Below are 26,797 nucleotides of genomic sequence, written 5' to 3' on the forward strand. Positions count from 1 at the left end.
TTTGGGGTTTCTCCAGAAGATATGCCAGTGGTCGCCGATGTGTTGCCGGGCAAAAGCTATGGACCCGCGCGCCGATGGAGATCTCTTTTCTGATATTGGCAATAATAACTGCCAGCACTATAATTGGTGGCGCTTTCGATCTGAGAAAAGAAAAATATTCCAACGCCGACAATTTTGCGTTGTCCGGTGTGCCGGTTCCGACGAAAGTTTGGCCCTGCCATTCCAACCCAGCCATGATTGGATGGACTTGCCCGGAGAAAATGAAGGGCCTCCATCGTTAACCTGCGGGACAGGGAGGTTTGGCATGGGTAACGGTCAACGGCGTAAGGTGACGGAAAAGTTCAAGCGATAAGCCGTTCGGCTGATCGCGACGAGTGGCCGAACCCTCCCGACACAGAAGGTCGAGTCCCGCGTCGGCGGCAAGGTTTTCAACATCGTGACCGGCCTCGGGATGCCAGTCTCGCGCAGGGTCGTCTGAACGCCGACTTTTCAGGATGGAGCCCTTCTCGACGCCCTGAGTTCCACATCACTGTCGTGGAGCGACATAACGGAAGAACACCTGCTTGATGATCTCCACGAGGACGAGATAGGTGACGACGGCGGCTACCAAGAACAGATAGAAGGATGTCGGCGGCACCACGAAGCCGAAGAAGGATGCCAGCGGGGTCAGCGGCAGCAGCGCGCCGACGGCGGCAGCTCCCAGCGACAACCCGGCCAGTATTGCGTTGGGTCGGCTGAGCCATGGGCTGCGGCGGGTGCGGATCACGAAGATGACCAGCACCTGGGTGGCAAGACTCTCCACGAACCATCCGGTCTGGAAGAGCGCCTCATCGGCGTTGAACAGGTGAAGCAAGGCGTAGAAGGTCAGGAAGTCGAACAGCGAGCTGACTGGACCCAACACCAGCATGAAGCGCTGGATCAGCCGCAGATCCCACTGCACCGGCAGGGCCAACGCCTCCGCCTCCACGTTGTCGAGCGGAACGCCGGCCTCCGACGCATCGTAGAGCAGGTTGTTGAGCAGCACCTGGGTCGGCAGCATCGGCAGGAAGGGCAGGAACAGCGACGCTCCCGCCATGCTGAACATGTTGCCGAAATTCGAACTGCTTCCCATCAGGATGTATTTGGTGACGTTCTGCACCGTCCGGCGCCCCTCCATCACCGCCTCGTGCACCACCGACAGATCGTGGTCGAGCAGGATCAGGCCGGCTGCCTCCTTAGCAACGTCGGCGGCGCTGTCCACCGAGATGCCGACGTCGGCGGCATGGAGGGCGGAGGCGTCGTTGATCCCGTCGCCCAGGAAACCCACCACCCGGCCGGAGCGCTTGTACGCCAGCAGCACGCGTTCCTTCTGAGCCGGCGTCACCCGGCAGAACACGTTGACCTTGGGGAGGCGGGCCCGCAACGCCTCYTCGCTCATCGCCCGCAGATCGTCGCCGGTGATCAGGCCGRTGACGGGCAGGCCGAGCTCGGCGCAGACGTGCCGCGTCACCCGCTCGTTGTCGCCGGTCAGAAGRCGCACGGCCACCCCGGCCCCGGTCAGATCGCGGATCGCCGCCATGGCACTCGCCTTKGGCGGATCGAGGAARACCGCGTAGCCGGCGAAGGCCAGTTCGCTTTCGTCTCCCAGCGCRGCGGAGGCATGATCCGGCCYCATCGCCTTGGAGGCGATCGCCAGCACCCGGAACCCGTCCTCTCCCAGTTTCTGGAACAGGGCATCCAGTTCTGCCCGCRCCGCCGGRTCGAGCGGCTTCTCGACGCCACCTTCGCCTTCATAATGGGTRGACTGCCGCAGMACGTCTTCCGGCGCCCCCTTGACCACCAGCMGCCGCTCRGTGCCATCGCTAACGAGAACCGAGACGCGCCGCCGTTCRAAATCGAACGGCACCTCGTCGATCTTCTGCCAGCCGGTCASGTCGAGGGTGCGGAAGGCGATGATGGCCTCGTCCAGCGGGCTCTTGATGCCGCTYTCGAAATGGCTGTTCAGGTAGGCCAGCCGRAAGACGCGCTCGCTCTCCGCGCCACGGAAATCCAGGTGCCTGACCATCCGGATCGTCGCYTCCGTCAGWGTCCCGGTCTTGTCGGTGCACARYACGTCCATGGCGCCGATGTTGTGCATGGCCGCCAGCCGTTTGACGATGACACGGCGCTCCGCCAGCCGCATCGCCCCGCGCGCCARCGTGACGGTGACGATCATCGGCARCAGTTCCGGCGTCAGCCCGACCGCCAGGGCYAGGGCGAACATCAGGGAYTCCAGCCARGGSCGRTGGAACAGYACATTCACCGCCAGCACGAACAACACCAGGAAGATCGTCAGGCGCAGTATGAGGAAACCGAACTGGCGGATGCCCAGTTCGAAGGCGGTGGGAGGCRGAGGCGCCTGCAGGGTRCCGCTCAACTGACCGAACGCCGTCGCGTCGCCGGTCCGGCAGACCACGGCGGTGGCGCTGCCRCTGATGACCGAGGTCCCCATGAATATGGTGTCGAGCGCCTTCTCAACGTCTTCRGCCGGGATCGCGACGGCATCGACCCGCTTTTCYGCCGGGTAGGGCTCCCCGGTCAGCATGGCCTGGTTGACGAACAGATCGCGCGCTTCGAGGAGGCGGCAGTCGGCTGGAACCAGATCGCCGGCGGCCAGACGGACCACATCGCCTGGAACCAGTTGATCCACTGGCTCCGATACCTCCACACCGTCCCGGCGYACCTGCACACGCACGGCGACGGTGCGGCGTAGCGCCTCCACGGCGTTCTCGGCCCGCATCTCYTGGACGAAGTCCAGGGTGACGCTSAGCACGACCATGACGATCACGATGACGAAGCTGGTGATGTTCCCGGTGGCTGCCGACAGGCCGCTGGCRAACARCAGGATCAGCACCAGRGGATTSAGGAAGCGGGTCAGGAATTGCAGCCAGAGCGGCCGGCGGCGGCGCGCCAGCGGCTGGTTGAGGCCGTATCKGCGCCGGCGGGCCTCCGTCTCGGTCCGGCTCAGCCCGGCGGGSGTCGCATCCAGGTTTTTRAGCACGACWGAGATCGGTTGTTTCCAGATCYCGTCAGCGATGRTGCCTTGGTCCAAAGGTCGTGTCCTCGGCAGTTRCAYMAGTGTAGGCGTCGGCCNAAGGAAGGAGAAAYRACGCKWACGATAKCCCGCAATTTCAYGGTTGGGACYYRGCGCCACACGGCYRGATTCGAAAACGGCGACCGCGGACYGACGCTCYGGATTTTYACTGCCGGCACYCTTTCGGTTGGACAATGCTAAAAAYATTKYCGCTGGAYYGGAGTAGACGGATGGGMCGATAGAGCCCTGGCCCGATGCGTCAYTCGCARCAGCAACYTYTAAGAGCATTTCTAYCCAGACCCRCYGCTACCATCGAAAGGGCGCCGKCATGGGACAGGATCATGAAAAGCATCACGGCACRTCCGGGCGGACAATCATGGGCAGCGGGCGCCGCGACTTTCTGTTCGGCGGCGAAGGGAACGACATCATCGYCGGCAATCGCGGCAACGAYTACATGGAAGGCGGCGGCGGCSGCGACCGYTTCATTCTCAAACCCGGCGACGGTTGGGACTGCATCGGCGACTTCCGGGGCGGAGCCGACGGGGACCTGTTGGACCTGCGGGCCTGGAGTGGGATCGGCAGCCTGGAAGATGTGCTGGYCYGCTCCCACCAGGACAGCGACGGGCTGGTCCTCGATTTTGGACCACGYGACGGCGTGAAGCTGATGGGCCTGTCGCGCGAGGATCTCRCTGCCGGCAATCTGCGACTGAAARMYGAGCCGATGAAAGCCAGCGCCGTATTCGCGGCGACGGACAATGCGAGTGGGAACGAGCTGTGGGGAACGGACGGGCGCCGGGCCACCCTGCTGCGGGACATCGCTCCACGGGTGGCTTCATCGGAGCCGCAGGGCTTTATCGAACTCCATGGGCRTGTTTATTTCAGCGCCGACGACGGCGTCCATGGGCGTGAATTGTGGTCCACTGACGGAACACCGGGTGGAACCCGCCTGCTGATGGACCTCAATCCAGGCGTCGCATCGTCGGCACCCACGGCCCTGACCATAGCGGACGGCCGCCTTTATTTCGAGGCGRACGACGGCCAGCATGGAGGRGAGCTTTGGGTCAGCGACGGGACGGCGGCCGGGACGCATATGGTAAAGGACGTGAATGCCGGYGGACGGCCGTCCTTTCCCTCCAACCTGACGGCGGTYGGGGACGAGCTGTTCTTCACCGCCAACGACAGCGAGCATGGCAGGGCACTGTGGCGGTCGGATGGCACGGCGGCCGGGACGGAACTGGTCAAGGATTTCTTCCCCGSCRGCTTCGAYCCCCCGGTTCCCCTGCCGATCCTGCCCACGCATCTGACGGCGGTCGGCGACCGGCTGTTCCTGACCGCCTGGGACGGGACCGGCGGCTATGGCCAGCTTTGGGTCAGCRACGGGACGGATGAGGGCACGGTCAAGCTGGATGGCAGCATTGGCGAGGACCCAAGGGCCGGGCGCTTGGAGGTCCTGACCGCAGTGGGAGACAGGCTGTTCTATAACCACGGCGAGGATTTRTGGACCAGCGACGGAACCCCGGAAGGCACAATGCTGGTAAAGAATTTTCCGCCGGTCGGCCTCTCCCTGCCCAACCRGTATGTCGCCTTCGACGACCRRATTGCCTTTGTGGCCRGSGATGGGSAGCACGGCTTCGAGCTYTGGATGTCGGACGGGACGGAGCAGGGAACGCGCATGGTGAAGGAYATCGCCCCTGGCAGCGCMGGGGCCAACATCGSGGACTTCGCCGTTCTGGRCGACAGGGTGTTCTTCACCGCGGACGACGGAGTGCACGGACGCAGTCTGTGGATGAGCRACGGTACCGAGGCTGGCACGCGCATGGTRGCGGACAGGTCCCACGACACGAWYTGGACGGCGCCCRGCAACCTCCACKCGGTCGGCGACAGCCTCTWTTTCAGCGSGAYCGACGCCGGGCAAGGCGGCGCGCTGTTCCGMTTGGATGCCGACGGGTATGAGGTGACGAAGCTCGCCACCTCCCACCCCTTCAGCCTGCTTTATGGCACGCTGGAGATCGCCGGGATCTGATGCCACTCATTTCAAGCTGGTGTCGATTGCCACGACCGCCCCCTGAACCGTGTCGGGATTTCTACCTGACCAATTCACCGGAGCCGGGTCGGCGGGCGCGGGGTTAAGCCACAGACTTCGTACATGATTCTTGTGATGACGCAGTCTCACAGCGGATCAATGGAGTTCACGCCCGCCTTGGCTGAGAGTTCCGGCGTTCCTCCCGTCTTATCACCGGTTGCCGACAAGCCGGTTGTCGTTGACTTCGATTGTGGCCGTCTCACCTCCGCCGACCAGCTTCCCCTACCAGGAAAGCTTCGCGATGCTGGCCGCTCGCACCGTCAAGCTGCCGCCTTAAACGCTGGTGCAACCCGCCCCTGACCAACCCATTCCCGCGACCAAAAGCGTATCGCCGAAAGGATGGTGGACGTCCGCCCTAGCGGTTCGGCCGATCGCCCGCGATATTAACCGGAGCCGGGAAATCGGGAGGATCCTGCTTTGTGCAAAAAGGCGATGCTCCGATCGGTGGTGATAGCCGTCGGGTGCTTGGCGCTTGTCCGGCTGCCGGGGACGGCTTCGGCAGCCGACTTGCAAGGTGTCTGGCTAACCGCAGACAAGGATGCGGTCCTTAGGATCACCCGCTGTGCCAATCGATTCTGCGGTCGGATTATCTGGCTGGAGAACGCTACGGATCGGAGTGGCTCGCCTCGTCTGGATCAGAAGAACCCGGATCCAGCCAAGCAAGCACAGCGGATCTGCGGCCTCGTCGTCATAACCGGCCTTACCCCCGTAGGTCCCGACCGCTGGGACGGGTCCGTTTACAATCCTCAGGATGGCCAGACCTACAGTGGCAGTATCACCGTCCTGTCGGATGAGTCATTGAGAGTTCGTGCCTATATAGGGGTACCGATCTTCGGGCGAAGCGAGACTTGGACACGGGTGGACGGTTCATCGGCAAACGAGATCGAGTATAAATGCCGAAGTCACGGGTGAGGCCCCCTACGTCATCCCGAGAAAATCGGCGCCGGCTTCCAATACCTTCTTCGAGGAGAGGGCTTATGACTCAGGATGCCGTGGGTGCGACATTGCCGCCGCACAACGATGTCGCAATCGGCGATGGTGGACATGCGCTTTTGCGCGAACGGCTTCGCCCCTACCAGACACCAAACCTCGTCCGCAGCCTCGCCCAACTGGCAACGTCGGTCCTGCCCTTCATCGGGTGCTGGGCGCTCATGGTCCTCAGCCTCGACATCAGCTACGCCGTCACGCTGCTGCTTGCCGTTCCGGCCGCCGGCTTCCTGGTTCGCATTTTCATCATCCAACACGATTGCGGGCACGGGGCCTTCTTCCGGTCACGGCGGGCCAACGATGCCATCGGCACGCTGTGCGGTGTCATGACCTTGACTCCCTATGCCAACTGGCGGCGCCAGCATGCCGGTCATCATGCCAACTGGAACAATCTCGACCGGCGGAACAGTGGATACGACATCTACTCATCCTGTCTGACGCTGGACGAGTACAACGCGCTCGGCCATCGCGAGCGTCTTTTCCATCGCCTGCTCCGCTATCCGGTGGTGGCGCTGATCCTGCTGCCGCCGCTGGTCTTCCTCGTGCTGTACCGTTTCCCCTTCGACACGCCGTCCGATTGGCGGCAGGAGCGGCTGTCCGTCCATAAAACCAACCTGATGATCGCCGCCCTGCTGCTAACGCTCGCGGCCTGGCTCGGCTTCGGCACGGTGCTGCTGGTGCAATTGCCCATTACGATCCTCGCCGCCATAGCCGGCGTCTGGCTGTTCTCGGTCCAGCACCGGTTCGAGCACACGCTGTGGGTTCGGCAGGAGCAATGGGAGCCACAACTCGCGGCCTTGCAGGGAAGTTCCTACCTGCGTCTTTCCGCCATACTCCAATGGTTCACCGGCAACATCGGTTTCCACCACATCCATCATCTGAATCCCCGCATTCCCAACTATCATCTGCAGCAATGCCACCGGGATATTCGGGCACTCCAGGAAGCGCCCGTTCTCACCCTGGGAGGGGCGTTGGCTGGAGGCTGTCTCTGGCTGTGGGACGAAGCGCGTGGAAAGCTCGTCCCGTTCCCTTGACCACATTTCCCCGGCCACCCGCCCCACGGCGCCCTTCGCGATCCTAAGGACGCCGCTGCGTACCCCCCGTTGGGGAGCGGCTTATCCGCTGCAATCGGCAGGTTGCCACCTCCGCTTCCCATGACGATCCCGCAGCGGCAGGACCAGGCTATGCCTCCCGCCATCGAGCGGCAGGCGCACCGCTTCGCCGGTCCGGTCGAAACGCGAGCCATCGAGGACCGCGTCCGATGCGTCGCGATCACCGTGCGACGTCGCCTCCACACGGATGTGGTAGTAGGTCGAATCCACGGTTACCGTGGCTTCGAAGCCTGTCCATGAAGCCGGAAGACACGGATCGACGACCAGGAATGCGCCCTCGCGGCGGATGCCGAGGATGCCCTCGGTGCCAGCACGGTACATCCACCCCGCCGCACCCGTATACCAGCTCCAACCGCCGCGCCCTTCATGTGGCGCCACCGAATAGACATCGGCGGCGACAACATAGGGTTCGACCTTGTAGCGCTCGGCCTCCGCCGGCGTGCGGGCGCGGTTGATCGGATTGAGCAGGTCGAACAGGGCGGCCGCCCTGCTGCCGTCACCCAGCTTGGCGAACGCAAGTATCGCCCACATGGCGGCGTGGCTATATTGTCCGCCATTCTCGCGCAGGCCCGGCGGATAGCCGCGGATATAGCCGGGATCGGACGTCGTCCCATCGAACGGCGGCGTGAACAGCAGCGCCAGGCCATCGTCGGGTCGGATCAGCAATCTTTCCATCGACGCCATCGCCGTCGCGGCACGCTCGGGATCGGCGGTACCCGAGAGCACTGCCCAGGATTGGGCGATGGAGTCGATGCGGCACTCCTCGCACGCGGCAGAGCCAAGCCATGTGCCGTCGTCGAATGTCGCCCGGCGGTACCATGCGCCATCCCAAGCCTCGCGCTCCAGCGACTGGCGCAATGCCTCGGCATGGTCACGCCAGCGGCGGGCGCGGACGGCGTCGCGACTGTCCGCCAGCGGCGCGAACAGCGCGATGGTGCGGAGCAGCAGCCAGCCAAGCCAGACACTTTCCCCCTTGCCGTCCTGGCCGACGCGGTTCATGCCATCGTTCCAGTCGCCGGTGCCGATGAGCGGCAACCCGTGCTCGCCGGACAGGACGAGGCTTTGGTCGAGGCCGCGGGCACAGTGTTCGAACAGCGAGGCGCACTCGTCGGCAGTCGCCGGCTGGAAGAAGGCGTCGTGCTCGCCGGGACGCAAGGGCGGACCTTCGAGGAACGGCACGCTCTCCTCTAGGATCGCTGCGTCACCCGAACTGGCGATGTAGGTGGCGGTGGCGAAGGCAAGCCACACGCGATCGTCCGAGATCCGCGTCCGTACCCCTTGCCCGGACTGCGGCAGCCACCAGTGCTGGACGTCGCCTTCGACGAACTGCCGGCCAGCGGCGCGCAGCAGATGGCGCCGCGCCTCATTCGGCATGGCGAAGCTCAGCGCCATCCCGTCCTGCAACTGGTCTCGGAAGCCGTAGGCGCCGCTCGCCTGATAGAAAGCCGAGCGTGCCCAGATGCGGCAGGCCAGCGTCTGGTAGAGCAACCAACCGTTCAGCATGATGTCCATCGCCCGGTCCGGCGTCTTGACCTGAACGGCGCCGAGCACGGAAGTCCAGTGATCGGTGACCGCTTCGAGAACGGCGTCGAGATCGGCGTCGCGGTAGCGCGCAATCAGCTCGCGAGCCGCCTCCGCCGAGGCGCATTGCCCAAGGAACCAGACGATTTCGACCGTCTCGCCGGCCTCCAACTCGACAACGCCCTGCAAGGCCGTGCAGGGATCAAGGCCGGCGCCGGTCGCCCCGGACAGCGGTGACCGCCCGACGAGCGCCGCTGGCGCCGAGGGGCCGCCGTTGCGGCCGAGGAACTCGGTGCGGTCGGCCGTCCACGCCGTCTGCCGGCCGTCGAGATCGGCGAAGGCGACGCGTTCACCGAAGGTCGGGCTCCAGCGGTTGCGGGCCAGCATGGCTCCAGTGGCCGCGTCAATCTCCGTTGCGATGAACGGAGCCGAAGCGCCACGTGCCGTGCCGAGCACCCACTCCGCATAGGCGGTGACGGACAGTGTGCGCCGGCCGGGCGAATGATTGCGCAGGGTCAGGCGGGAAATCTTGATCGGATCGGCCAGTGGCACGTATTGCAGAAGCTCCAGCGCGATGCCGTGCGCCCGATGTTCGAAGCGGCTGTAACCGCGACCATGGCGGGCGATATAGGTCCCGCCGTTGCGGATCGGCTGCGCGGTGGCGCTCCACAGGTCCCCGGTCACCTCATCGCGGAGATAGATCGCTTCCCCAGCCGGGTTGCCGACCGGATCGTTGGACCACGGCGTGAGCTGGTTTTCCCGGCTGTTCCCTGCCCAGGTGAAACCGCCGCCCTCCGCCGCCGCCTGGAAGCCGAAATCGGGGTTGGCGATCACGTTGATCCAGGGAGCGGGCGTCATGCGGCCAGCGTCGAGGATGATCACATACTCCTGCCCGTCCTTGTCGAAGCCGCCCAGACCGTTGAAAAATTCGAGGGCTCCCGGCACCGGCACCTGATCCGACATGGGCTGGGATGCGGATTGGAGTGAAACGGGAGTGTCGATGGGTGCCGATGGGAACGATTGCCGCTGCAGGCGGGCGATCTGTTCGGCGATGGAGCCGCGCCGGGCAATCAGCACGACACGGGCGACCGAATGGAGCAGAGCGCGTGCATCGGCACGCATCAAGTCGGCACGCATCGCGTAGACCGAACCTTGCGCCGGTTCCTCGCCGAACCGTGGCCGCGACTGGCTGCTGCGCACCGCAGTCTCGATGGCGACCTGAAGATCCTGCACATAGGATGAGGCGCGCTCGTTGACGATCACCAGATCGACGGCCAGACGCTTCATGCGCCAGTATTCGTGGGCATGCAGCAACTGGCGGACCTGGGCGATGTCCTCGACGTCGTCGATGCGCAGCACGACGATGGGCAGATCCCCTGAAATCGCGTGCGGCCACAGGCCCGACTGGGCTCCCGCGCCACCGGCTATTGTCGCGGAGGGAGCCCGGAAGCGGGCATCGGCGTACAGGATCGGCGCGGCCAAGCGCTGGAAGTCGGCGGCCTCGTCGGCCCCGATGGCCAAGTGGCGAAGCTGGACCTGGGCCTGGGTCCATGCCAGGGTTTTCGCCCGGTCGAAGGCATTCCGGTCGACATGCTGATCGACAAGGTCAAGAAGCGTTGCCTGCGACGATGCGACCAAGGTCCAGAAAGCGACCCGCGCGACCCCGCCGGGCGGGATCGTCAGGTGCTGCCTGATCGCGACAATCGGGTCGAGAACCGTCCCGAGGCTGTTCGACAGCGGCTGGCCGTCGGTGATCGCGGCGGCCGTGCCGACGGTGTGGCCACGCCCGATGAAACGGGCCCGGTCGGTCTCGTATTGTGGATCGGCCGCAATCCCGCCGTCGACGACGGCGAAGTGGGCGGCCCAGACCGGCGGCTCGCGTGGCGAGCGCGGGCGGCGGGTGGCGACCAGCGCGCCGAACTCGGCGTGGAACTCGGTCTGCACGAACATCTTGGCGAAGGCCGGATGGGCGGCGTCGGCGGCCGGCGTGGTCAGGACCAGCTCGGCATAGGACGTCACTTCGATCACGCGCGGTCGCCGGCCGCCATTGGTCAGCGAGATGCGGCGGACTTCACCGTCGGCCTCGCCGGAGACCAGAACGTCCATGGTGGTGGTCAATGTCCCGTCATGGCGGATGAATTCGACGTGATCCTCGCCGAACACCACCTCGGCATGGTCCGCCGCACGCCCGATCGGCTGCGCGCTGGCAGACCACAGTTCGCCGGTCTGCGTGTCGCGCAGGAAAATAAACGTCCCCAAATCGTCCCGGGTGGCATCCTCGCGCCAGCGGGTCACGGCGATGTCACGCCACAGGCTGTAGCCCGCCCCCGCCGCGGTCAGCATCACTGTGTAGCGCCCGTTGGAGAGCAGGTGAGTGACCGGGGCTGCGGCGGAGGGCGGCGCGGTAAGGCGGCGCACCGTCGGCGATGCGATGGCGACGCCCATTGCGGAGGTCTTCACCTCCTCGGCCCGCGGATGTCCGACGACGACGTCGCGCGGCATGCGTTCCTGGAGCAGCAGTTCGCTGGCCATGATCATGGGTTCGCGGTGGAAACGGTCACGCATCCGGCCGTCCTGCAGGGCGTTGGCGATGGCGACGATGGTCATGCCCTGGTGATGGGCCATGACGTTGCGCACGACGGCCATTTCCGCGCCTTCGGGAAGCCTGGAGCGGGTGAAGTCGAGGGCGTCGTAGAAGCCATAGCGCCCGCATGCGCCCATCGCGGCGAGGCGGTCGTAGTTCAGCCGCGCGCCGTGCGGATCCACCATCGCGGCCAACCCGGTGGCGTAGGGCGCGATGACGAGATTCTCGGAGAGGCCGCGCTTGAGGCCGAGGCCGGGAACACCGAAGTTCGAGTACTGGTACGTGAACTCCAGGTCGCGGGCGCTGTAGGCGGATTCCGAGATTCCCCATGGTACCCCCAGCGTTCTGCCGTAGGCTTGCTGACGCTCCACCACCAGACGGCTCGTTTGCTCCAGAAGGCTGCCAACCGGCGCGCGCATCACCAGCGCCGGCATCAGATATTCGAACATGGAGCCGGACCAGGAGATCAGCGCGGAGCCGTTGCCGACCGGTGTCGCCGCACGGCCGAGACGGAACCAGTGCCGCGTCGCGACGTCGCCCTTTGCGATGGCGAACAGGCTGGCGAGCCGGGCTTCCGAGGCAAGCAGGTCATAGCAGCTCGGATCCAGGCTGTTGTCGGGGAGAGCGTAGCCGATCGACAGCAGTTTGCGTTCGGGATCGAGAAGGAAGGAGAAATCCATCGCGAGCGCCATGGCGCGTGCCGTATCGGCGAGGCTACGCAACCGGCCCCTCAGCATGTTCGGCGTCCCGGCGACCGGGAACCGGTCACGGCCATGCTCGATCGCCGCGGTCCGCAATGCCATTATCCAGAACATCAAATCCGCCGGACCGTCACCACCGGCCGACGGCCCGCCCGTCGGGATGATGTCACGAGCCGCCTCGACGGCCCTGTCGGACAGCCGCTTCAGCGTCGGCAACTGGACCTCGAGGGACTGGCCCCCGTTGAGCTGGGCGGCGATCTCGTCAAGAACGGCGCCAAGTCGGCGTATTTGCGCGCCGTCCGCTGTGGGCAGGGCGTCTGCGGCCTCTCGCGCCAGGGCGAGGGTATCCATCATGCCAAGTCGGGCGTCCGCCGCCGGAGCACAGTCCATCCATTCCTCGCAGGCGTTCGCGAGTGCGATCAGATGGCCGGCAAGGTTCCCGCTGTCGACCGACGAGACATAGGCCGGTTCCAACACTCTCAGATCCTGTGTTCCATACCAGTTGTAGAAATGCCCCCTGAACTGCGAGAGCTTCCGCATGGACTCGAACGTCGCCTCCAGCCGCTCGATGGTTTCCGTCGTTCCTGACCAGCCGAAGTCGCGGGCGGCGACGGTGGAAAGCAGGTAGAGACCGATGTTGGTCGGCGATGTCCGGTGGGCGACCACCGGCTTCGGGTCCTCCTGGAAATTGTCCGGCGGCAGCATGTTCTCGGCAGGTGTGACGAACGTCTCGAAAAAACGCCAGGTGCGCCGCGCGGTGAGGCGCAGGTCGCGGGCATCCGGATCGGAGAACGCCGCCCGCCGAAGTATGGCCGGCGACCGGCTGGTCCACGCGGCGAGCGCGGGGGCCGTCAGCCACAGCAGGGTGAAAGGCAGGGCCAGCGGCCAGGACGATGGCGTTACGGCAACGGTACCAGCCACCACGACGAGCCCAAGCGCGGTGCCACCCGCCATGTCGCGATAGAAGCCGCCGAGATCCAGTCGCGGCCGGCCGCTTGTCTGCGCCGCCGTCGTCCATTCGAGAAGGTGGCGGTGCGTGACGAACAGTCGGGTCAATGTCCTTGCGATCGCATCGGCCATCCGCCACGCCTGGTCGGCCAGGAAGGCAACCGACATCACGGTCCGCATCGCCGCCATCCGCAGATCCTGCATGAGCGAGCCGACGTGGTTGCCGAGGCGGGTACCCGGCCGGCCCGGCAGCACCGAGGACACCGCCGGCAGGAAAGCCGGAACCGCGCTGACGGCGAGCACGAGCAGGACTCCCGCCAAGGCGGACGGCAGAGGCAGCAGCCAGCTCACGGCCAGCGTCACCAGGGTGAACGGCGCCAGCAGCGAGCGCCGCAGGTTATCCAGCATCTTCCAGCGACCGACCGGCGGGGCCGCCTGAGGACCTGTCCTATGGCCGAGTATCCAGGGGAGCAGTTGCCAGTCGCCGCGGGTCCAGCGGTGCTGACGCTTGGCAGCGACGTTGTAGCGCGAGGGGAACTCCTCGACGAGTTCGACGTCGGAAGCGAGACCGGCGCGGGCGAAAACACCTTCGAACAGGTCGTGGCTGAGCAGGGCATTGTGCGGAACCCGGCCGTCCAGCGCCGCTTCGAAAGCATCGACGTCGTAGATACCTTTTCCGGTGAAGGATCCCTCGCCGAACAGATCCTGGTAAACGTCGGAGATGGCCGACGCATAGGGGTCGATGCCGCCGGGGCCGGAGACGATCCGCTGATAGAGCGAGCCCTTGCCGCCGAGCGACAGCGACGGCGTGATGCGGGGCTGAAGAATGGCATAGCCGTTGATGACGCGCCGCCCGGCCGCGTCGAAGGTCGGCCGGTTCAGCGGGTGCCCCATCTTGCCGACCAGCCGGAGTGCGGCGTCCCGCGGCAGTCGCGTGTCGGCGTCAAGCGTGATGACATAGCGCACGTCGGCCGGCACCTGCGGCGCGCGACCGGCAATGGGCATGAAGCTGGTGTCGGTGGCGCCGCGCAACAGCCGGTTGAGTTCGTGCAGCTTGCCGCGCTTGCGCTCCCAGCCCATCCATTTGCCCTCGCCGTCATTGTAGAGCCGGCGGCGATGCAGCAGCAAAAAACGGTTTCCGCCGTCGGGACCGGGGCCATGGCGCAGATTCAGCCGCTCGATGGCCGCGGCGGCCACCACCAGGAGAGCGTCGTCGTCAGCCACCACTTCCCGGTCTGCGTCGAGACCATCCGACAACAGGGCGAAGACGAGGTCGCCGCCGGCCCCGGCGAGGTGGTGAACCTCCAGCCGCTCGATCTGCTCCAGGAGGTCGGCCTCGCCGGTCAGCAGTGTCGGAACGGCGACGAGCGTGCGTTGTGACGGGGGCACGCCGTCCGCCAGTTCGAGCCCAGGCAGGGTGATCGCTCCGAACAGCCCGGTAACCGCGCGGTTGACCAGCGCCGTTGCCACTTCGGAGGCCGGCAGGACGCCGGCAAGGGCGAACAGGACGAGCCAGCCGCCCATACCGGGAAGCCAGGCCGCCCACACCGCGAGACCCAGCAATAGCGCCGTCACGGACAGGATCGCACCGACATAGCCGCCGATTCCCAGATGAACGCTGAAACGGCTGATCCGCAGCCGGGCCGGTGGTCGAAAGCCGACGCGCCGCTCAAGTGCGCCTCGCCCTTCCACGATCAGATGATAGCCGGGGTCGCCGACACGCGCGGCGTCCGCACCGTTGGCTGCTTCCGCCGCCGCTGCACGTGATGCTGACAGTGCCAGACCGGCGATGGCGAGTTCCGGGAATGACGAACCGCGGGCCAGTTCCTCAATGGCGCTCCGGTAGAGGTTGCGCGTGGGGAAATCCATGGCGGCAAAGCCGCTCGCCGCGCGAAGTTGTTCGTCGACGAGGCTCACGCTCTCGAACAGGTCCGCCCAGTCGATGTCGGAGATCAGCCGCATGCTGGTGATGACATTGCGCACGGTGACGTTGGAGGCGCCCAACCTCTGCTGAGCGTGCTGGACCACACCGTCGACCGTTGCGCCTTGACGGTTGAGCCGCTCCTCCAGCCAGCCGAGGGCCGGCGTCGTTCGCGGGTCTTGGTCCCGCAGCCGCTTCGCCAATTCTGCGGCGAACACGTCGGACAAGGAACCGGAAGAGCGCGTGGCCATGTCCGCTTCGAGGGCGGAACGGCTGTCCCCCGACGCGAGAAGACGGTCTGCCAGTGCGTCGGCGTCCGCCTGTGCCACGCGTCCGGCGGTGATCTGGTCGGCGAGTCGGCGCAGGTTCTCGATGAGGACGATGCGAAGCGTAATCGCGACTGCCCACAGCTCGCCGATGGACAGTGGCTGGACCCGCTGATAGGCGGCGATGAAACGACGCAGGATGGCGGGATCGAGGTGGCTGTCCGTGTGGGCAACGAAGGCCCAGGCCAGTCCGAACACCCGAGGATACCCGGCGAACGGCCCGTCAGCGAGCTTCGGCAACTGACGGTAATAACCCGGCGGCAGGTCGACGCGGATTTCCCGGATCTGTTCTTCGACGACATGGTAATTGTCGAGCAGCCATTCCGCGGCGGGATCCACACTGCGACCGCGCTCCAATTCCGCCGCACTGGCCCGATAGGCGGCGAGGAGCACCGCGGCGTTGTCGGCGAGGCGGGTGTGCAGGGACAGGACGGCAAGCGGCTTGCGTGTCACCGGCTGCGCGGCGGCGAGACTCTCCGCATGCCGCTCGAGCCGGTCCAGACCGAAGAGCTCCTCGCGCACCGGTGCCAGATCGCTCCAGGGGGACGGTGGCAGACGACGCCCGAAAGCATGGCGGAGGATCGCATTCATCAGTGCCTTTCCGGCCAGCATCAGCGTGCGACCGCGATTAAGAGAGATGCGTGCCAAACAGTGGTGTGATCATCGCTGTAGGCATCGAGGTTGGCCGCCGCACCATTTTTTAGGGCTGTCTTCTTTGGCGCGAGGGCTGAAGGCGGAATTTCTGTGAGTGTCCCGGCATAGGCTGCCGTCAGCTCATTCTTTTGATGCGGGCCACGGACTATCTGATCGTCGCGCATGGGAAGGCCGATCAACAGCTTTGCGAGGTTCAGGTCGACACGTTGGCCACGGTGATGGGGGTGACAGTGGACCGTCCCGTCCTTGATGACGCGAGCCCCAGTTCGGTCCTTCCTGCTGAAATCGGTTGGCTACAGCGGGACGTGGACAACGCATCGTTCAAAGGACTTCCGATCGACGCTCTCGAACATGGCGAAGCCTTCGGTTCAGACAGCGGGACCATGTATCAGGACGAAGAGCAAGACCGTCAGCGCGATGGCGACTGGAATCACCACAGGTGGCACGAAGTATGCTTTCACGGCGTTCCATGAGGATAAAGAGCCGGTATCCGTCGGGGGAAGGGACATGGTCGTGCTCCATATGTTCGGCGGATTGAACCAAGGATGCCGCGATAGTTTCCTCGTTGCGCCGCGTTTCAACGATTGCGAAATCGCCTATCGAGGAAATGGTGATGAAGCTGGGTCGATATTGTGGCGATTCCGCCATATGGACTCATGCGCCGCAAAATCATGTGCAATGGATTCCAAGAACAGTCCGCCAGATCGCCGTGTGAGCGCTTCAGTCCGTCTTCCAAGGCAGGCGTTTTGCCGGTGGTTTTCCCGCTTGCTCACGAAGCCCATCACCGATACGGCGACACCCCAGTCTTTGGAGAAAAGCCCGGATGTGGCCGGACGTATGCTGAAATTTCGCGGATGGCCCAATACCTCTGGCCTTGTGGTCGGTCCAGGGCTTTCAGACTGTCCGGGGTGACGCCATAGGACGGACGAGAAACTACGACAAGGAGACTGAGCTGGAACATGGAGCATGACGGGACCAATGGGCGCTTGTGAATCGGCATGGAATAAGGGGCTCTTCCAAGTTTTGTGTGACAAAGCAGAGGTTGAGTAGGAAGCTCTGAACATCCGGTGGAAGACGCAAGCTCTTTCGCGGGCCAGGGAGGCCATATGGAAGGAAAGAACCCTCCTTCATCATGGTTGTTCCCTTGAACATCTCTCTGTCGTCGATCGGCTTTCTGCCCAATCTTCAAGTCCTGGATCAGATCGATCATAGCTTCTATCGGATCACCGTACGTGCACAGCCGGCTGCAGCGTCGGTGTCCTGCATCGGCTGCGGCACACCCTCACGCCGCGTTCACGGCGCCTACTGGCGCAGCCTTGGTGATGTGGCATGCTTCGGACGCCCCACCGTTCTGCTGATCCGCGTCCGGCGCTTCCGCTGCTCCAATGCCACGTGTCCGCGCCGCACCTTTGCCGAACCCTTGCCCGGCGTCGCCCGCCCGCGGGCGCGCCAGACCGACCGGCTGCGGGCTGTGCACCGGACCATTGGTCTGGCGCTCGGCGGCAATCCCGGCTCCCGTCATGCCAGGGCCATGGGCGTGCCGATCAGCCGGACGACGCTGGGGCACAGGGTGCGCGTCGGCATCGACATGGCGGTCGCTCCAGTGACGGTTCTGGGGGTGGATGACTGGGCTTGGCGCAAGGGCCACCGGTACGGAACAATCCTGTGCGACCTCGAGCGCCGGCGCGTCATCGACCTGCTGCCCGACCGCAGCGCCGACACACTGGCAACGTGGTTGGCAGCCCACCCCAACGTCACCGTCGTCGTGCGCGACCGCGCCGGCGCCTATGCCGAGGGGACGGCGCGTGGGGCGCCAAACGCCCTCCAGATCACCGACAGATGGCATCTGCTGCGCAACGCCAGCGATGCCCTTCGCTCTGTTCTGGAGCACCATCATCGTGACCTCCGAGCCGCCGCTCGGATGGCGAGCGCGCCATCGGAGCCGCCGGGGGAGATGAGTGAAGCTCCCCAGCCGGTCGCCGCCGAACCGGAGCGGCGGCTGCGCAGCACAGAACGGCGGGCGCAAGCGGCTCAGGAGCGCCGTGACGCCCGCTATGCGGAAGCGGTTCGCTTGCGCGACCAGGGCCTGTCCACCCGGGCGGTTGCCCGGTCGCTCGGTGTCGAACGCAAAACGGTGCGCCGTTGGCTGCGCGCCGGCCATGCCCCGACTTGGCAGCATGCCGACCGCGGCACCAGCATCCTCAATCCGTACCATGGTTATCTGGAGGATCGCTGGCAGGCGGGTTGCCGGAACGCCGCAGCGCTGTGGCGGGAACTCCAGGAGCGCGGGTTTCCCGGACAGTACAGCGTCGTGCGGGATTGGGGAACCCGACGCCGGCGGCAGGATCCGCCCGCCGAACCGAGGGGAACCTCCGATAAGCCGGTGTCGGCGAAGCAGTCCGAGCCTCCGACACCTCGGCGTGCGGTGCGGCTCCTGGCCGGCGATCCCGACAGGTTGACCGACGAGGACCGCCGCTTTGTCCAGGCGTTGAGGGAGCGCTCACCGGCGATCGCGACGGCCGCCGATCTCATCACCCGCTTCTGCGAGATGGTGAAGGGCAAGGTGCCTGACCCATTCGATGGCTGGTTGCGCGAGGCAGAGGTCAGCGCGCTGTCACCGTTCGCTGCCGGGATCCGCCGCGACGAGGATGCGGTGCGCGCCGCCCTGAGCGAGCCGTGGAGCAGCGGGCAGGTCGAGGGCCAAGTCAACCGGCTGAAGGCGATCAAGCGCGCGATGTATGGCCGGGCTGGCTTCGATCTGCTGCGCGCTCGGGTCCTCAGTCACGCCTGACGCGAACATCAAATAGTGAAACACGCTCCGGTCATCCACACAAAACTTGGAAGAGCCCCCTATCTCAAGCCGATTGACACAGCTACCAAGCGGCGTCCCCCGGCGGACGCCTCATCGGTCATGCAGCGGTTGCACGTGATAACTCCGCGGCCGCATAGATGCGGTTCGAGAGGAACTCTTGGATTCGGAGATTATGTTGGCCCCGGACGGTCCAGGAGCCTTGCCTCAGGCGACCAGATCCGGGGCGGGCGAGCCTGCGTGAACGCGGCCTGCACGCAGGAGGTTACGGATATGGCAGCGCGGCAGTGTCATGGTTCCCCGAGCTTGGACAGGTTCGCTCTGGAATTCAAGGATTACCCGATCACAACGGGGGCTCGCGCGGCCTCCCACTCTCTGAAGCAAGCCCTTCCGGAGCGAACGTGCCCCCTTGGGCAAGAGGAAGACGTTCCCGCGCCAGTCAGGCCGATTTTGCCAGAAGCCATTCCTTCAGCTTCGACCACCGGCGCCCCTCCTGCCGTGCCCGCACAGCCATCCCGAGCGCCTTCCGCTGGCCCACAACGACGACCAGCCGCTTCCCGCGGGTGACGCCGGTATAGACAAGATTGCGCCTGAGCATCGTCCAATGTTGCATCGCCAGCGGGATGACGATAGCCGGGTATTCCGATCCCTGGCTCTTGTGGATCGTCGTTGCGTAGGCCAGCGATACCCTATCCAGTTCGCCGAAGTCGTAGGGAACCTCACGACCGTCGAAGTCGATCAACAGTTCACTGTTCTCCGGTTCCATCGCGGTGATGACGCCCAGGTCGCCGTTGTAGACCTCCTTTTCGTAATCGTTCTCGGTCTGCATCACCTTGTCGCCGACGCAATAGGTCCAGCCGAAGCGCTCGACCCGGACATCGCCTGGCGGGTTCAGGACCGCTTGGAGTTCCACGTTCAGCGACCGGGCGCCGAGGCATCCGCGGTTCATCGGACAGAGCACCTGGACATCGCGTACGGGGTCCAGGCCGAAGCGCTTCGGGATCCGGTTCCGAACGACCTCGATCAGCTTGCGAACACCATCCTCGGGCTCCGCCGCTTCGACGAAGTAGAAGTCCGAGCCCTCTACGGGTGTCAGATCCGGCATCTGGCCCTGGTTGATGCGATGGGCGTTGACGATGATGCGGCTGGCCGCCGCCTGTCGAAAAACCTCGGTCAGGCGTACCACGGGCACGGCGCCGGATGCGATCACGTCGGCGAGCACCTGCCCCGGCCCCACCGACGGCAACTGGTCGACATCGCCGACTAGGATCAGGGCCGACCTGTCAGGCGTCGCCTTCAGCAGCGCGTTCATCAGCGGCACGTCGACCATGGACGTCTCGTCAACGACGAGCAGATCGCATTCCAACCGGTTCTCCTCGCTGTGCTTGAAGCCTCCGGCAGCCGGGTCGAAGGCGAGCATCCGGTGAATGGTCCTGGCCTCCATTCCGGTGCTCTCCGAGAGCCGCTTGGCCGCCCGGCCGGTCGGGGCGCACAGCAGGATCCGGATGTGCTTGGCAGCCAGGATCTTCAGGATGGAGTTGACCAAGGTAGTCTTGCCCACGCCCGGGCCGCCGGTGATGACCATGACCTTGGATGCCAGGGCAAGCCGGACAGCCTCCCGCTGGCTTGGCGCCAGCGTCAGTCTCGTCTTTCCCTCCACCCACTCCAGCGCCTTCTGCATGTCGATGGCGGGCCAGGGCAGCGTCCCGGCCGCAAGTCCCCGCAACCGGGCAGCGATGGCCTGCTCGGCCCGATACAGTCCGGCCAGGAAGACGCAATCCCTGCCCTCCAGCTGATCGGCGATGACGGCGCCGTCAAGAAGCTCGTCCGCCAGCGCCTCTTCCACGAGATTGGTGCCGACTTCCAGGAGTTCGCTGGCCAGCTTCTCCAGGTCCTCCACCGGCAGGCCGCAGTGCCCCTCGTCCATGGCCTCGGCCAGCGCATAGCCGATGCCTGCCCGGACGCGGACCATGGCCGTCTTCTCGATGCCCAGCTTGGCCGCGATGGCATCAGCGGTCTTGAAGCCGATGCCGCGGATGTCCCGGGCCAGCCGGTATGGGTTCTCGGTGATCAGCTGGATCGCCTCCTGCCCGTAGGTCTTGTAGATGCGGACGGCCCTGGAGGTCCCGACGCCGTTGGCGTGCAGGAACAGCATGATCTCCCTGATCGCCCGCTGGTCGGCCCATCCTTTGACGATGCGGTCGGCCCGCCTGGGCCCGATGCCCGTGACCTCGCGCAGGCGACCGGGTTCGGCCTCGATAACGTCGAACACGGACTCGCCGAACGCCTTCACGAGCTTCTTGGCGTAGACGGGGCCGATGCCTTTGATCATGCCGGAGCCCAGGTACTTCTCGATGCCCTCCAGCGTGGTCGGCTGCGTGGCCTTCAGGAAGGTGGTCTTGAACTGGAGGCCGTGGGTGCGATCGTTGACCCAGTTGCCGCTCGCCTGGATCCACTCCCCGGCCGAGATCATCGCCGCATGGCCAACGACGACAACCAAGTCCCGATGTCCGCGGACCTTCACCCGGAGCACGCAGAAGCCGGTCTCGGCGCTGTGGAAGGTCACGCGCTCCACCAGCCCGGCCAGGGACTCCGTCGATGACGCGATGGCTTGCCCGCTCATGCCGGGATTGTGCTTGATTCCGGAGCTCTGGGCCAGTCGCACATGCGAAGACGGTCCGGTGCCGACGTGGGTGACGAAACGGACTGGCAGACGGGACGGACACTCGCCTGCCCGACCCTCGCCCTATGGTCACTGCGCAATGACCTCGAGGCGCTCTATAGCGATGTCCTCTCGGTCTGGGGGCTCTGGGCAACCGATCTGCGTGGTCGAGGTCTGGACTGCGGGCACCATATGGCCGAGGAGGCACCGGAGGAGCTTGCTCGGGAGCTCCTGGCGTTCCTGGCGACTGAGAGTGGCAGATGAGTCGATAGGCCCGACCGAAGACGACAGAGATCGTCTTGTCAAGCCCAAGCAGCAGACGAATTACGCGTCGAAGGACCGCGAACAAGGCACTCAGGCACGCTTGAAGTCGGATAAAGCGTCTGGAAGCCCAATGGAACGCGACAAAGCAGTCGGAACCGGGTGGCTTTGGCGCAAACTCCCGGGAAAGACGGCGAAAAGCGGCGTTTAAGAGTGCATTTAGAGCGAATGCATACAGGTATACTCGCACAGTCTATCAACTAGACCCCATCGTGCTGTCTGCCGAGGGGGCTTTGACACGATAGCTGGTTCACGTGTTTGCCCGGCCGTCCTTAGCTTCATGGTGCTGCGCCGGTGGATCAGCGGGAAGGGTGCGCCAAGAGGCGATGGCCCTGACCGCCTGCAAGGCGTTGGCGTTGTCAGCGATGTGGACGTGGCGGCGCAGTTCCGCTACGGCGGGCCATTCACCCTGCTCATGGAAGACTCGCTGCACGGCTTCCGCCATCTCCTTGCTCACGACGAACACCAGCAGACCCCGCGAAAATGTACGCCTGGACAATGAACAGGCCCCGGCAGCCAAGCAAGCGACCTTTTGGCGGGCGCTTGGCGGGAAGGAGAAGTTCCTGCATGACGAAGACGTGGCTGTTCGGTAGCATTAAGCCACAGCCATTCCCTCATGAGTAGGCGCATGAACCTGCCTCCTGCAGCGCTCCGCAGATTTCACCGAATTGCTCTGACCGCCCTGCTAATGCCTTTGGCCGGTCACGCAACCCTCGCGGCCGAGATCTCCGTCATCGCCGGAGACCGGATCGAAGTGGAAGGACGGGACATCCATCTCTGGGGCGTCCGTGCACCGGAGGCCGATGCCCTGTGCCATGGAAATGGCCAAGGGGAGCCGTGCGCCAGGGTATCCCGCCGCCTGCTCGAGGCGCTGATCGGCAAGGACGAGGTCATCTGCATCGTGAAGGACGGCAGCCCGGACAAACCGCTCAGCGCCCAATGCTCGGTCGAGGGCGCCGATCTCGGCCACCTGATGATCACCTCGGGATGGGCGACGGACGACCACGCCGAGAGCGCCGGGTTCTACGAACTCCAGGAACAGGCAGCGCGCACCGAACGGGTGGGGATGTGGAAGTATCGGTGAGGCCAGCGTCTGATCAGCCGTCGATAGGGATTCTGGTCTCGAACTTGACCCGGCTGATGACCGTGAGAGTGATGAACCGCTTGATCAAGGGGTTGGTGTAGAGCGTCGCCCGGGCGAATTTCTCGAACTCGCTCATGTTCCTGACGCAGACCATCAGGACATAGTCGGTCGATCCGGTGACCAGATAACACTGCGTCACGCAGTCCTGGGCGTGGATGGTTTTCTCGAAGGCATCCATCAGCACCCGGTCGTCGCCCTTGAGCTCGACGGTCACGATCAGCTGGATGTGGCTGCCGAGCTTGCTGGGATCGACGATCGAGACATCCTTGGCGATGACCCCAGCCTCGCGTAACCGGCGGACCCGACGCAGACAGGTCGGTGGCGACACCGCAACCGCGTCGGCAAGCTCCAGATTGGTGATCTGGCTGTTCCCCTGAAGCAGGTTGATGATCTTTCGGTCGATCTGGTCGAGTTCGATGTCAGGCATGGGGCGAATGCTCGTTTGAGGCGATTTCACACTTATGAGTGTCGCGCTCTGCGTCGTCAATTTTTCCATCGTGACAAACTGGGTGGCAGAATTAGAAATTTCATACCGTCCAGATGGCGCTACAGTCTGCTCATCACGACGCAATGAACTGCGCCGCGGCGCAAACAACTTCCCAGTAGTAGCTAATTATCCCCGTTAGAGCGGGGACACTCGCCTAAACATCAACAATAGAAACTGACCCATTCAGCGAAGAGGTTTCGAATGCCCGGAGATGTGATCTCTCGGTTTGCCTCCGTGCGCCTTGGCACCAGGGGAAATCAGCAAAAAGAGCGCGGTTTGGGCCGCGTAAACGGCCATCACGGCGAGCTCCTTCAGGGGGTCTTCCCGGACGATGCAGGCCGCCTGCATCGCGGTCTCGTCACGCTCCCGTGCGACATAGTCTCATCCACTGCCGTCTTCCGCCCGGCGCCGGGAAATCTGGTCACCGTCCCGGACGACAAGCTGAAGGCGGCCGAGGCCGCGCGGCTGACGCTGGACAGCCTCGGCCTGCATGACCAGGGCGGCCACCTGACGGTGGAGAGCACCATCCCGGTCGGCCTCGGCATGGGGTCCTCGACCGCCGACGTGGTGGCTGCGATCCGCGCCGTCGCCAACGCCCACGGTGCGGTCCTCGCCGCCGAAGAGGTCGCCCGGCTGGCGGTTCGAGCGGAGACGGCCAGCGACAGCATCATGCATGGCGAGCTCGCCGTGCTCTTCGCCCAGCGCGAAGGCATTGTGCTGGAGCATCTCGGCCCCGCCCTGCCGCCGCTGGAGGTCCTCAGCGTTAACACGGCTCCCAGCGCCCTCGTGGACACTGTGAAGCAGCCTCCGGCCGACTACGACGACTGGGAGGTCCAGGCCTTCCGGCCACTGCGCGGCATGCTGCGGCGGGCGATCCGCACCGGTGACGCGGCTCTGCTCGGCCGGGTTGCCACGGCCAGCGCCCGAATCTCCCAGCGCCACCTGCCCAAGCCCGCCTTCGAGGAGATCAACGCCATTGCGGCCTCCACTGGGGCGCTCGGCATCCAGGTCGCCCACAGCGGCACGGTCGTCGGCCTGCTCTTCGACCCCCGCAACCCGGCCACGGCCCGCCGGGTCGCCGAAGCGGCCGCCCGCCTCGAGGCCTTCGGCCTGCCCCCCGCTTTCCACTTCCGTACCGATGTCGCCGAGGTCCGCCATGTCGCTTGAGATGACGATGTCCCAGCCCCAGTCCCGCGAATCCCGTGGCTTTCCCGACTATGAACTCCCCCGATTGGTGCGGCTGACGGACAACCTGCACGGCGCCGCCTTCTTCCTGATGAAGCTGCTCCCGGCCCGTCACATGCTGGACCGTGCGGCGGCCGACGGGCGCCTGAAGCCGGGCGGCACCATCTGCGAGACGACGTCGGGCACCTTCGGGCTGGCACTCGCCATGCTGGCGGCGGTGCGCGGCTACAAGCTCATCCTGGTCAGCGACCCGGCCATCGACGAGCACCTGCACAAGCGCCTGTTGGAACTTGGCGTCACGCTGGAGATCGTCGAGAAGCCCTATGAGATCGGCGGCTTCCAGACCGCCCGCCTCGACCGGCTGCGCGCTGCGCTGGAGGCCAACCCGGGCAGCTTCTGCCCTTCCCAGTATGGCAACGCCGACAACCCGCGTGCTTATGCCGAGGTCGCCGAGCAGATTGCCGAGCGCCTCGGTCATGTCGACTGTCTCGTCGGCACCGTCGGGTCCGGCGGCTCGATGTCGGGTATCGCCCGCTTCTTGCGCCACCTCAACCCCGATCTCCACGTCATCGGCGTCGACACCCCCAACAGCGTCGTCTTCGGCCAGCCTGACGGCAAGCGGCTGCTGCGTGGCCTCGGCAACAGCTTGGTGCCACCGAACGTCGACCACCGCCAGTTCGACGAAGTCCATTGGGTCGGTGCCGCCGAGGCGTTCCTGGCCACCCGCCACCTGCACCAGCACCATGCGCTCTACCAGGGCGGCACCAGCGGGGCGGCCTACCTGGTGGCCGATTGGTGGGCGCGCACCCATCCCGACCGCAAGGTGGTGACGCTGTTCCCCGACGAGGGCCACCGCTACGTCGCCAGCATCTACAATGACGACTGGCTCGCCGCGCTGCCGGGCTGGACCGGCGTGCTGCCCGAAGCCCCGCAGCCGGTGGCGCATCCCAGCGATGTCCGGCCCAGCTGGAGCAGCTTCCGCTGGGACCGCCGGACGCTGGACGAGGTGCTGGCGGCAGGCACCCCGGTTGCGCGCGACCTCGCGGAGGCCGCGTGATGCCGCGCCTCCTGCTGTTCATCGAGAGCAACACGTCCGGCACCGGTCGCCTGTTCGCTCAAACCGCCCGTGCCCTCGGCTTCGAACCGGTACTGATCAGCCGCCAGCCCAGCCGCTATCCCTATGTCGCCGAGGACGCCGTCCGCAGCATCGAGGCCAATACCGCCGACCTGACCGTCCTGCGCTCGCTTGTGCAGCAGCTGGCGCCCAGCGAGGGGGTGGCCGGGATTACCTCCAGTTCGGAATACTACATCGCCACCGCCGCTTGCCTAGCCGCCGAACTCGGCCTGCCGGGGCCGGATGCTGACGCTGTGGCCGCCTGCCGCAACAAGGCGACCCAGCGCCGCCGCCTGGACGAGGCCGGTGTCGACCGCGTGCGCCATGCCGAGGTCACCGGCGCAGCCGATGCGGTCCAGGCCGCCATCGGCATCGGGCTGCCCGTCGTCCTGAAGCCGGTGGCCGGATCAGGCAGCGTCGGCGTCCGGCTCTGCGCCACGATGGCCGAGGTGGCCGCCCATGCCAGGGCCCTGCTCGCCGACCCGACCGGCGGCGCGCTGCTGGTCGAGGAGGTCGTCCGGGGTGACGAGTATTCGGTGGAGATCTTCCACGACGCGGTCATCGGCGTGACCCGCAAGCACCTGGGCGCCCTGCCGCACTTCGTTGAGATGGGCCACGATTTCCCGGCACCGCTGGCCACAGCCGCGGCAGACCGCATCGCGGGCTTTGCGCTCGCCGCAACGCGGGCACTCGGCCTCACCTGGGGGCCGCTGCATGTCGAGCTTCGCCTCGGCGAGGACGGCCCGCACATGATGGAGGTCAACCCGCGGCTGGCCGGGGGATTCATCCCCGAGCTCGTCCGCCAGGCCACCGGCATCGACCTCATCCGGGCGACTGTCGAACTGGCCGTCGGCCAGACCCCGGATGTAACGCCAACCCGGCAGGAGCACGCGGCGATCCGCTTCCTCACGCCCCCCGACGACGGACTGTGGTTCGCCACCGAGGGTCTGGAGGCGGCACGGGGTGCGCCCTTCCTGCGCGACCTGCGGCTCTACCGCGCATCCCCGCTGCCTATAGCCCGCCGCGGCGATTTCCAGGACCGCCTCGGCCACGCACTCACCAGCGCCCCCACCCTGGAGGGCGCAGTGGCCGCCGCCGAACTGGCGCGCCGCGCCATCCGCTTCCGTATCGCGGCGGACGGCACCGGAACCCTTGCCACCGTCGCCTGACCGGAACAGCAGCAGGA

The 26,797-nt window shown here is 65.5% G+C and carries 14 protein-coding genes; 9 read left to right on the forward strand and 5 right to left on the reverse strand.

The window, feature by feature from the left end; translation table 11 throughout:
* Nucleotides 1-526 precede the first annotated feature (526 nt).
* Entirely contained in the window at nt 527-3,070 is a 2,544-nt protein-coding gene (mgtA, locus tag VH569_RS28295; RefSeq protein WP_423319807.1) for a magnesium-translocating P-type ATPase, read from the reverse strand.
* A 358-nt stretch (nt 3,071-3,428) separates the two neighbouring features.
* Between mgtA and VH569_RS28300 the strand changes: the two genes are divergently transcribed.
* The 3 genes from VH569_RS28300 to VH569_RS28310 all read left to right on the forward strand — a co-directional run bounded on the left by VH569_RS28300 (nt 3,429) and on the right by VH569_RS28310 (nt 7,156).
* A complete protein-coding gene (locus VH569_RS28300; protein ID WP_423319809.1) occupies nt 3,429-5,075 on the forward strand; it encodes an ELWxxDGT repeat protein in 1,647 nt (548 codons plus the stop codon).
* Between the two features lie 492 nt (nt 5,076-5,567).
* Nucleotides 5,568-6,047 (forward strand): DUF2147 domain-containing protein, encoded by a 480-nt coding sequence (locus tag VH569_RS28305; RefSeq protein WP_423319846.1) that lies wholly within the window; start codon nt 5,568-5,570, stop codon nt 6,045-6,047.
* 65 nt (nt 6,048-6,112) lie between these two features.
* Nucleotides 6,113-7,156 (forward strand): fatty acid desaturase, encoded by a 1,044-nt coding sequence (locus VH569_RS28310; RefSeq protein WP_423319811.1) that lies wholly within the window; start codon nt 6,113-6,115, stop codon nt 7,154-7,156.
* Nucleotides 7,157-7,237: 81 nt separating this feature from the next.
* Here VH569_RS28310 and VH569_RS28315 read toward each other — a convergent pair whose 3' ends face one another.
* Entirely contained in the window at nt 7,238-15,826 is an 8,589-nt protein-coding gene (locus VH569_RS28315) for a GH36-type glycosyl hydrolase domain-containing protein (protein WP_423319813.1), read from the reverse strand.
* Nucleotides 15,827-16,020: 194 nt separating this feature from the next.
* Here VH569_RS28315 and VH569_RS28320 point away from each other — a divergent pair, with 194 nt between their 5' ends.
* Together VH569_RS28320 and VH569_RS28325 are read left to right on the forward strand one after the other, a co-directional pair.
* Entirely contained in the window at nt 16,021-16,362 is a 342-nt protein-coding gene (locus tag VH569_RS28320; RefSeq protein WP_423319814.1) for a hypothetical protein, read from the forward strand.
* Between the two features lie 659 nt (nt 16,363-17,021).
* Nucleotides 17,022-18,680, forward strand: coding sequence for an ISL3 family transposase (locus VH569_RS28325; protein ID WP_423319816.1), 1,659 nt, complete (start codon nt 17,022-17,024; stop codon nt 18,678-18,680).
* A 457-nt stretch (nt 18,681-19,137) separates the two neighbouring features.
* Here VH569_RS28325 and VH569_RS28330 read toward each other — a convergent pair whose 3' ends face one another.
* Together VH569_RS28330 and VH569_RS28335 are read right to left on the reverse strand one after the other, a co-directional pair.
* Nucleotides 19,138-21,321 (reverse strand): ATP-dependent RecD-like DNA helicase, encoded by a 2,184-nt coding sequence (locus VH569_RS28330; RefSeq protein WP_423319818.1) that lies wholly within the window; start codon nt 21,319-21,321, stop codon nt 19,138-19,140.
* A gap of 610 nt (nt 21,322-21,931) precedes the next feature.
* The gene (locus tag VH569_RS28335) at nt 21,932-22,147 is read right to left on the reverse strand and encodes a hypothetical protein (RefSeq protein ID WP_377807861.1); all 216 of its coding nucleotides are present in this window, start codon (nt 22,145-22,147) and stop codon (nt 21,932-21,934) included.
* A 162-nt stretch (nt 22,148-22,309) separates the two neighbouring features.
* Between VH569_RS28335 and VH569_RS28340 the strand changes: the two genes are divergently transcribed.
* On the forward strand, nt 22,310-22,765 hold the full coding sequence (locus VH569_RS28340; protein ID WP_377807862.1) for a thermonuclease family protein: 456 nt from the start codon (nt 22,310-22,312) through the stop codon (nt 22,763-22,765).
* A gap of 13 nt (nt 22,766-22,778) precedes the next feature.
* Here VH569_RS28340 and VH569_RS28345 read toward each other — a convergent pair whose 3' ends face one another.
* Entirely contained in the window at nt 22,779-23,252 is a 474-nt protein-coding gene (locus VH569_RS28345; RefSeq protein WP_377807863.1) for an Lrp/AsnC family transcriptional regulator, read from the reverse strand.
* A 336-nt stretch (nt 23,253-23,588) separates the two neighbouring features.
* Here VH569_RS28345 and VH569_RS28350 point away from each other — a divergent pair, with 336 nt between their 5' ends.
* The 3 genes from VH569_RS28350 to VH569_RS28360 are packed head-to-tail and all read left to right on the forward strand — an operon-like array spanning nt 23,589 to nt 26,780.
* A complete protein-coding gene (locus VH569_RS28350) occupies nt 23,589-24,479 on the forward strand; it encodes a hypothetical protein (RefSeq protein ID WP_423319821.1) in 891 nt (296 codons plus the stop codon).
* A 7-nt stretch (nt 24,480-24,486) separates the two neighbouring features.
* Entirely contained in the window at nt 24,487-25,554 is a 1,068-nt protein-coding gene (locus VH569_RS28355; RefSeq protein ID WP_423319823.1) for a cysteine synthase family protein, read from the forward strand.
* Nucleotides 25,554-26,780 (forward strand): ATP-grasp domain-containing protein, encoded by a 1,227-nt coding sequence (locus VH569_RS28360; protein ID WP_423319824.1) that lies wholly within the window; start codon nt 25,554-25,556, stop codon nt 26,778-26,780. Before VH569_RS28355 ends, VH569_RS28360 begins: the two co-directional genes overlap by 1 nt.
* Nucleotides 26,781-26,797: the final 17 nt, after the last annotated feature.

This window comes from Azospirillum sp. 11R-A (genome assembly GCF_049472615.1).
Taxonomy (GTDB): Bacteria; Pseudomonadota; Alphaproteobacteria; order Azospirillales; family Azospirillaceae; genus Azospirillum; species Azospirillum palustre.

Bases quoted from the DNA above. Each gene is read 5' to 3' on its own strand.
- VH569_RS28315 (WP_423319813.1), bottom strand. From the start codon at position 15,826: ATGAATGCGATCCTCCGCCATGCTTTCGGGCGTCGTCTGCCACCGTCC.
- VH569_RS28320 (WP_423319814.1), top strand. From the start codon at position 16,021: ATGCGGGCCACGGACTATCTGATCGTCGCGCATGGGAAGGCCGATCAA.
- VH569_RS28330 (WP_423319818.1), bottom strand. From the start codon at position 21,321: ATGAGCGGGCAAGCCATCGCGTCATCGACGGAGTCCCTGGCCGGGCTG.
- VH569_RS28310 (WP_423319811.1), top strand. From the start codon at position 6,113: ATGACTCAGGATGCCGTGGGTGCGACATTGCCGCCGCACAACGATGTC.
- VH569_RS28360 (WP_423319824.1), top strand. From the start codon at position 25,554: ATGCCGCGCCTCCTGCTGTTCATCGAGAGCAACACGTCCGGCACCGGT.
- VH569_RS28355 (WP_423319823.1), top strand. From the start codon at position 24,487: ATGTCCCAGCCCCAGTCCCGCGAATCCCGTGGCTTTCCCGACTATGAA.
- VH569_RS28345 (WP_377807863.1), bottom strand. From the start codon at position 23,252: ATGCCTGACATCGAACTCGACCAGATCGACCGAAAGATCATCAACCTG.
- VH569_RS28325 (WP_423319816.1), top strand. From the start codon at position 17,022: ATGGTTGTTCCCTTGAACATCTCTCTGTCGTCGATCGGCTTTCTGCCC.
- VH569_RS28340 (WP_377807862.1), top strand. From the start codon at position 22,310: ATGAACCTGCCTCCTGCAGCGCTCCGCAGATTTCACCGAATTGCTCTG.
- VH569_RS28305 (WP_423319846.1), top strand. From the start codon at position 5,568: ATGCTCCGATCGGTGGTGATAGCCGTCGGGTGCTTGGCGCTTGTCCGG.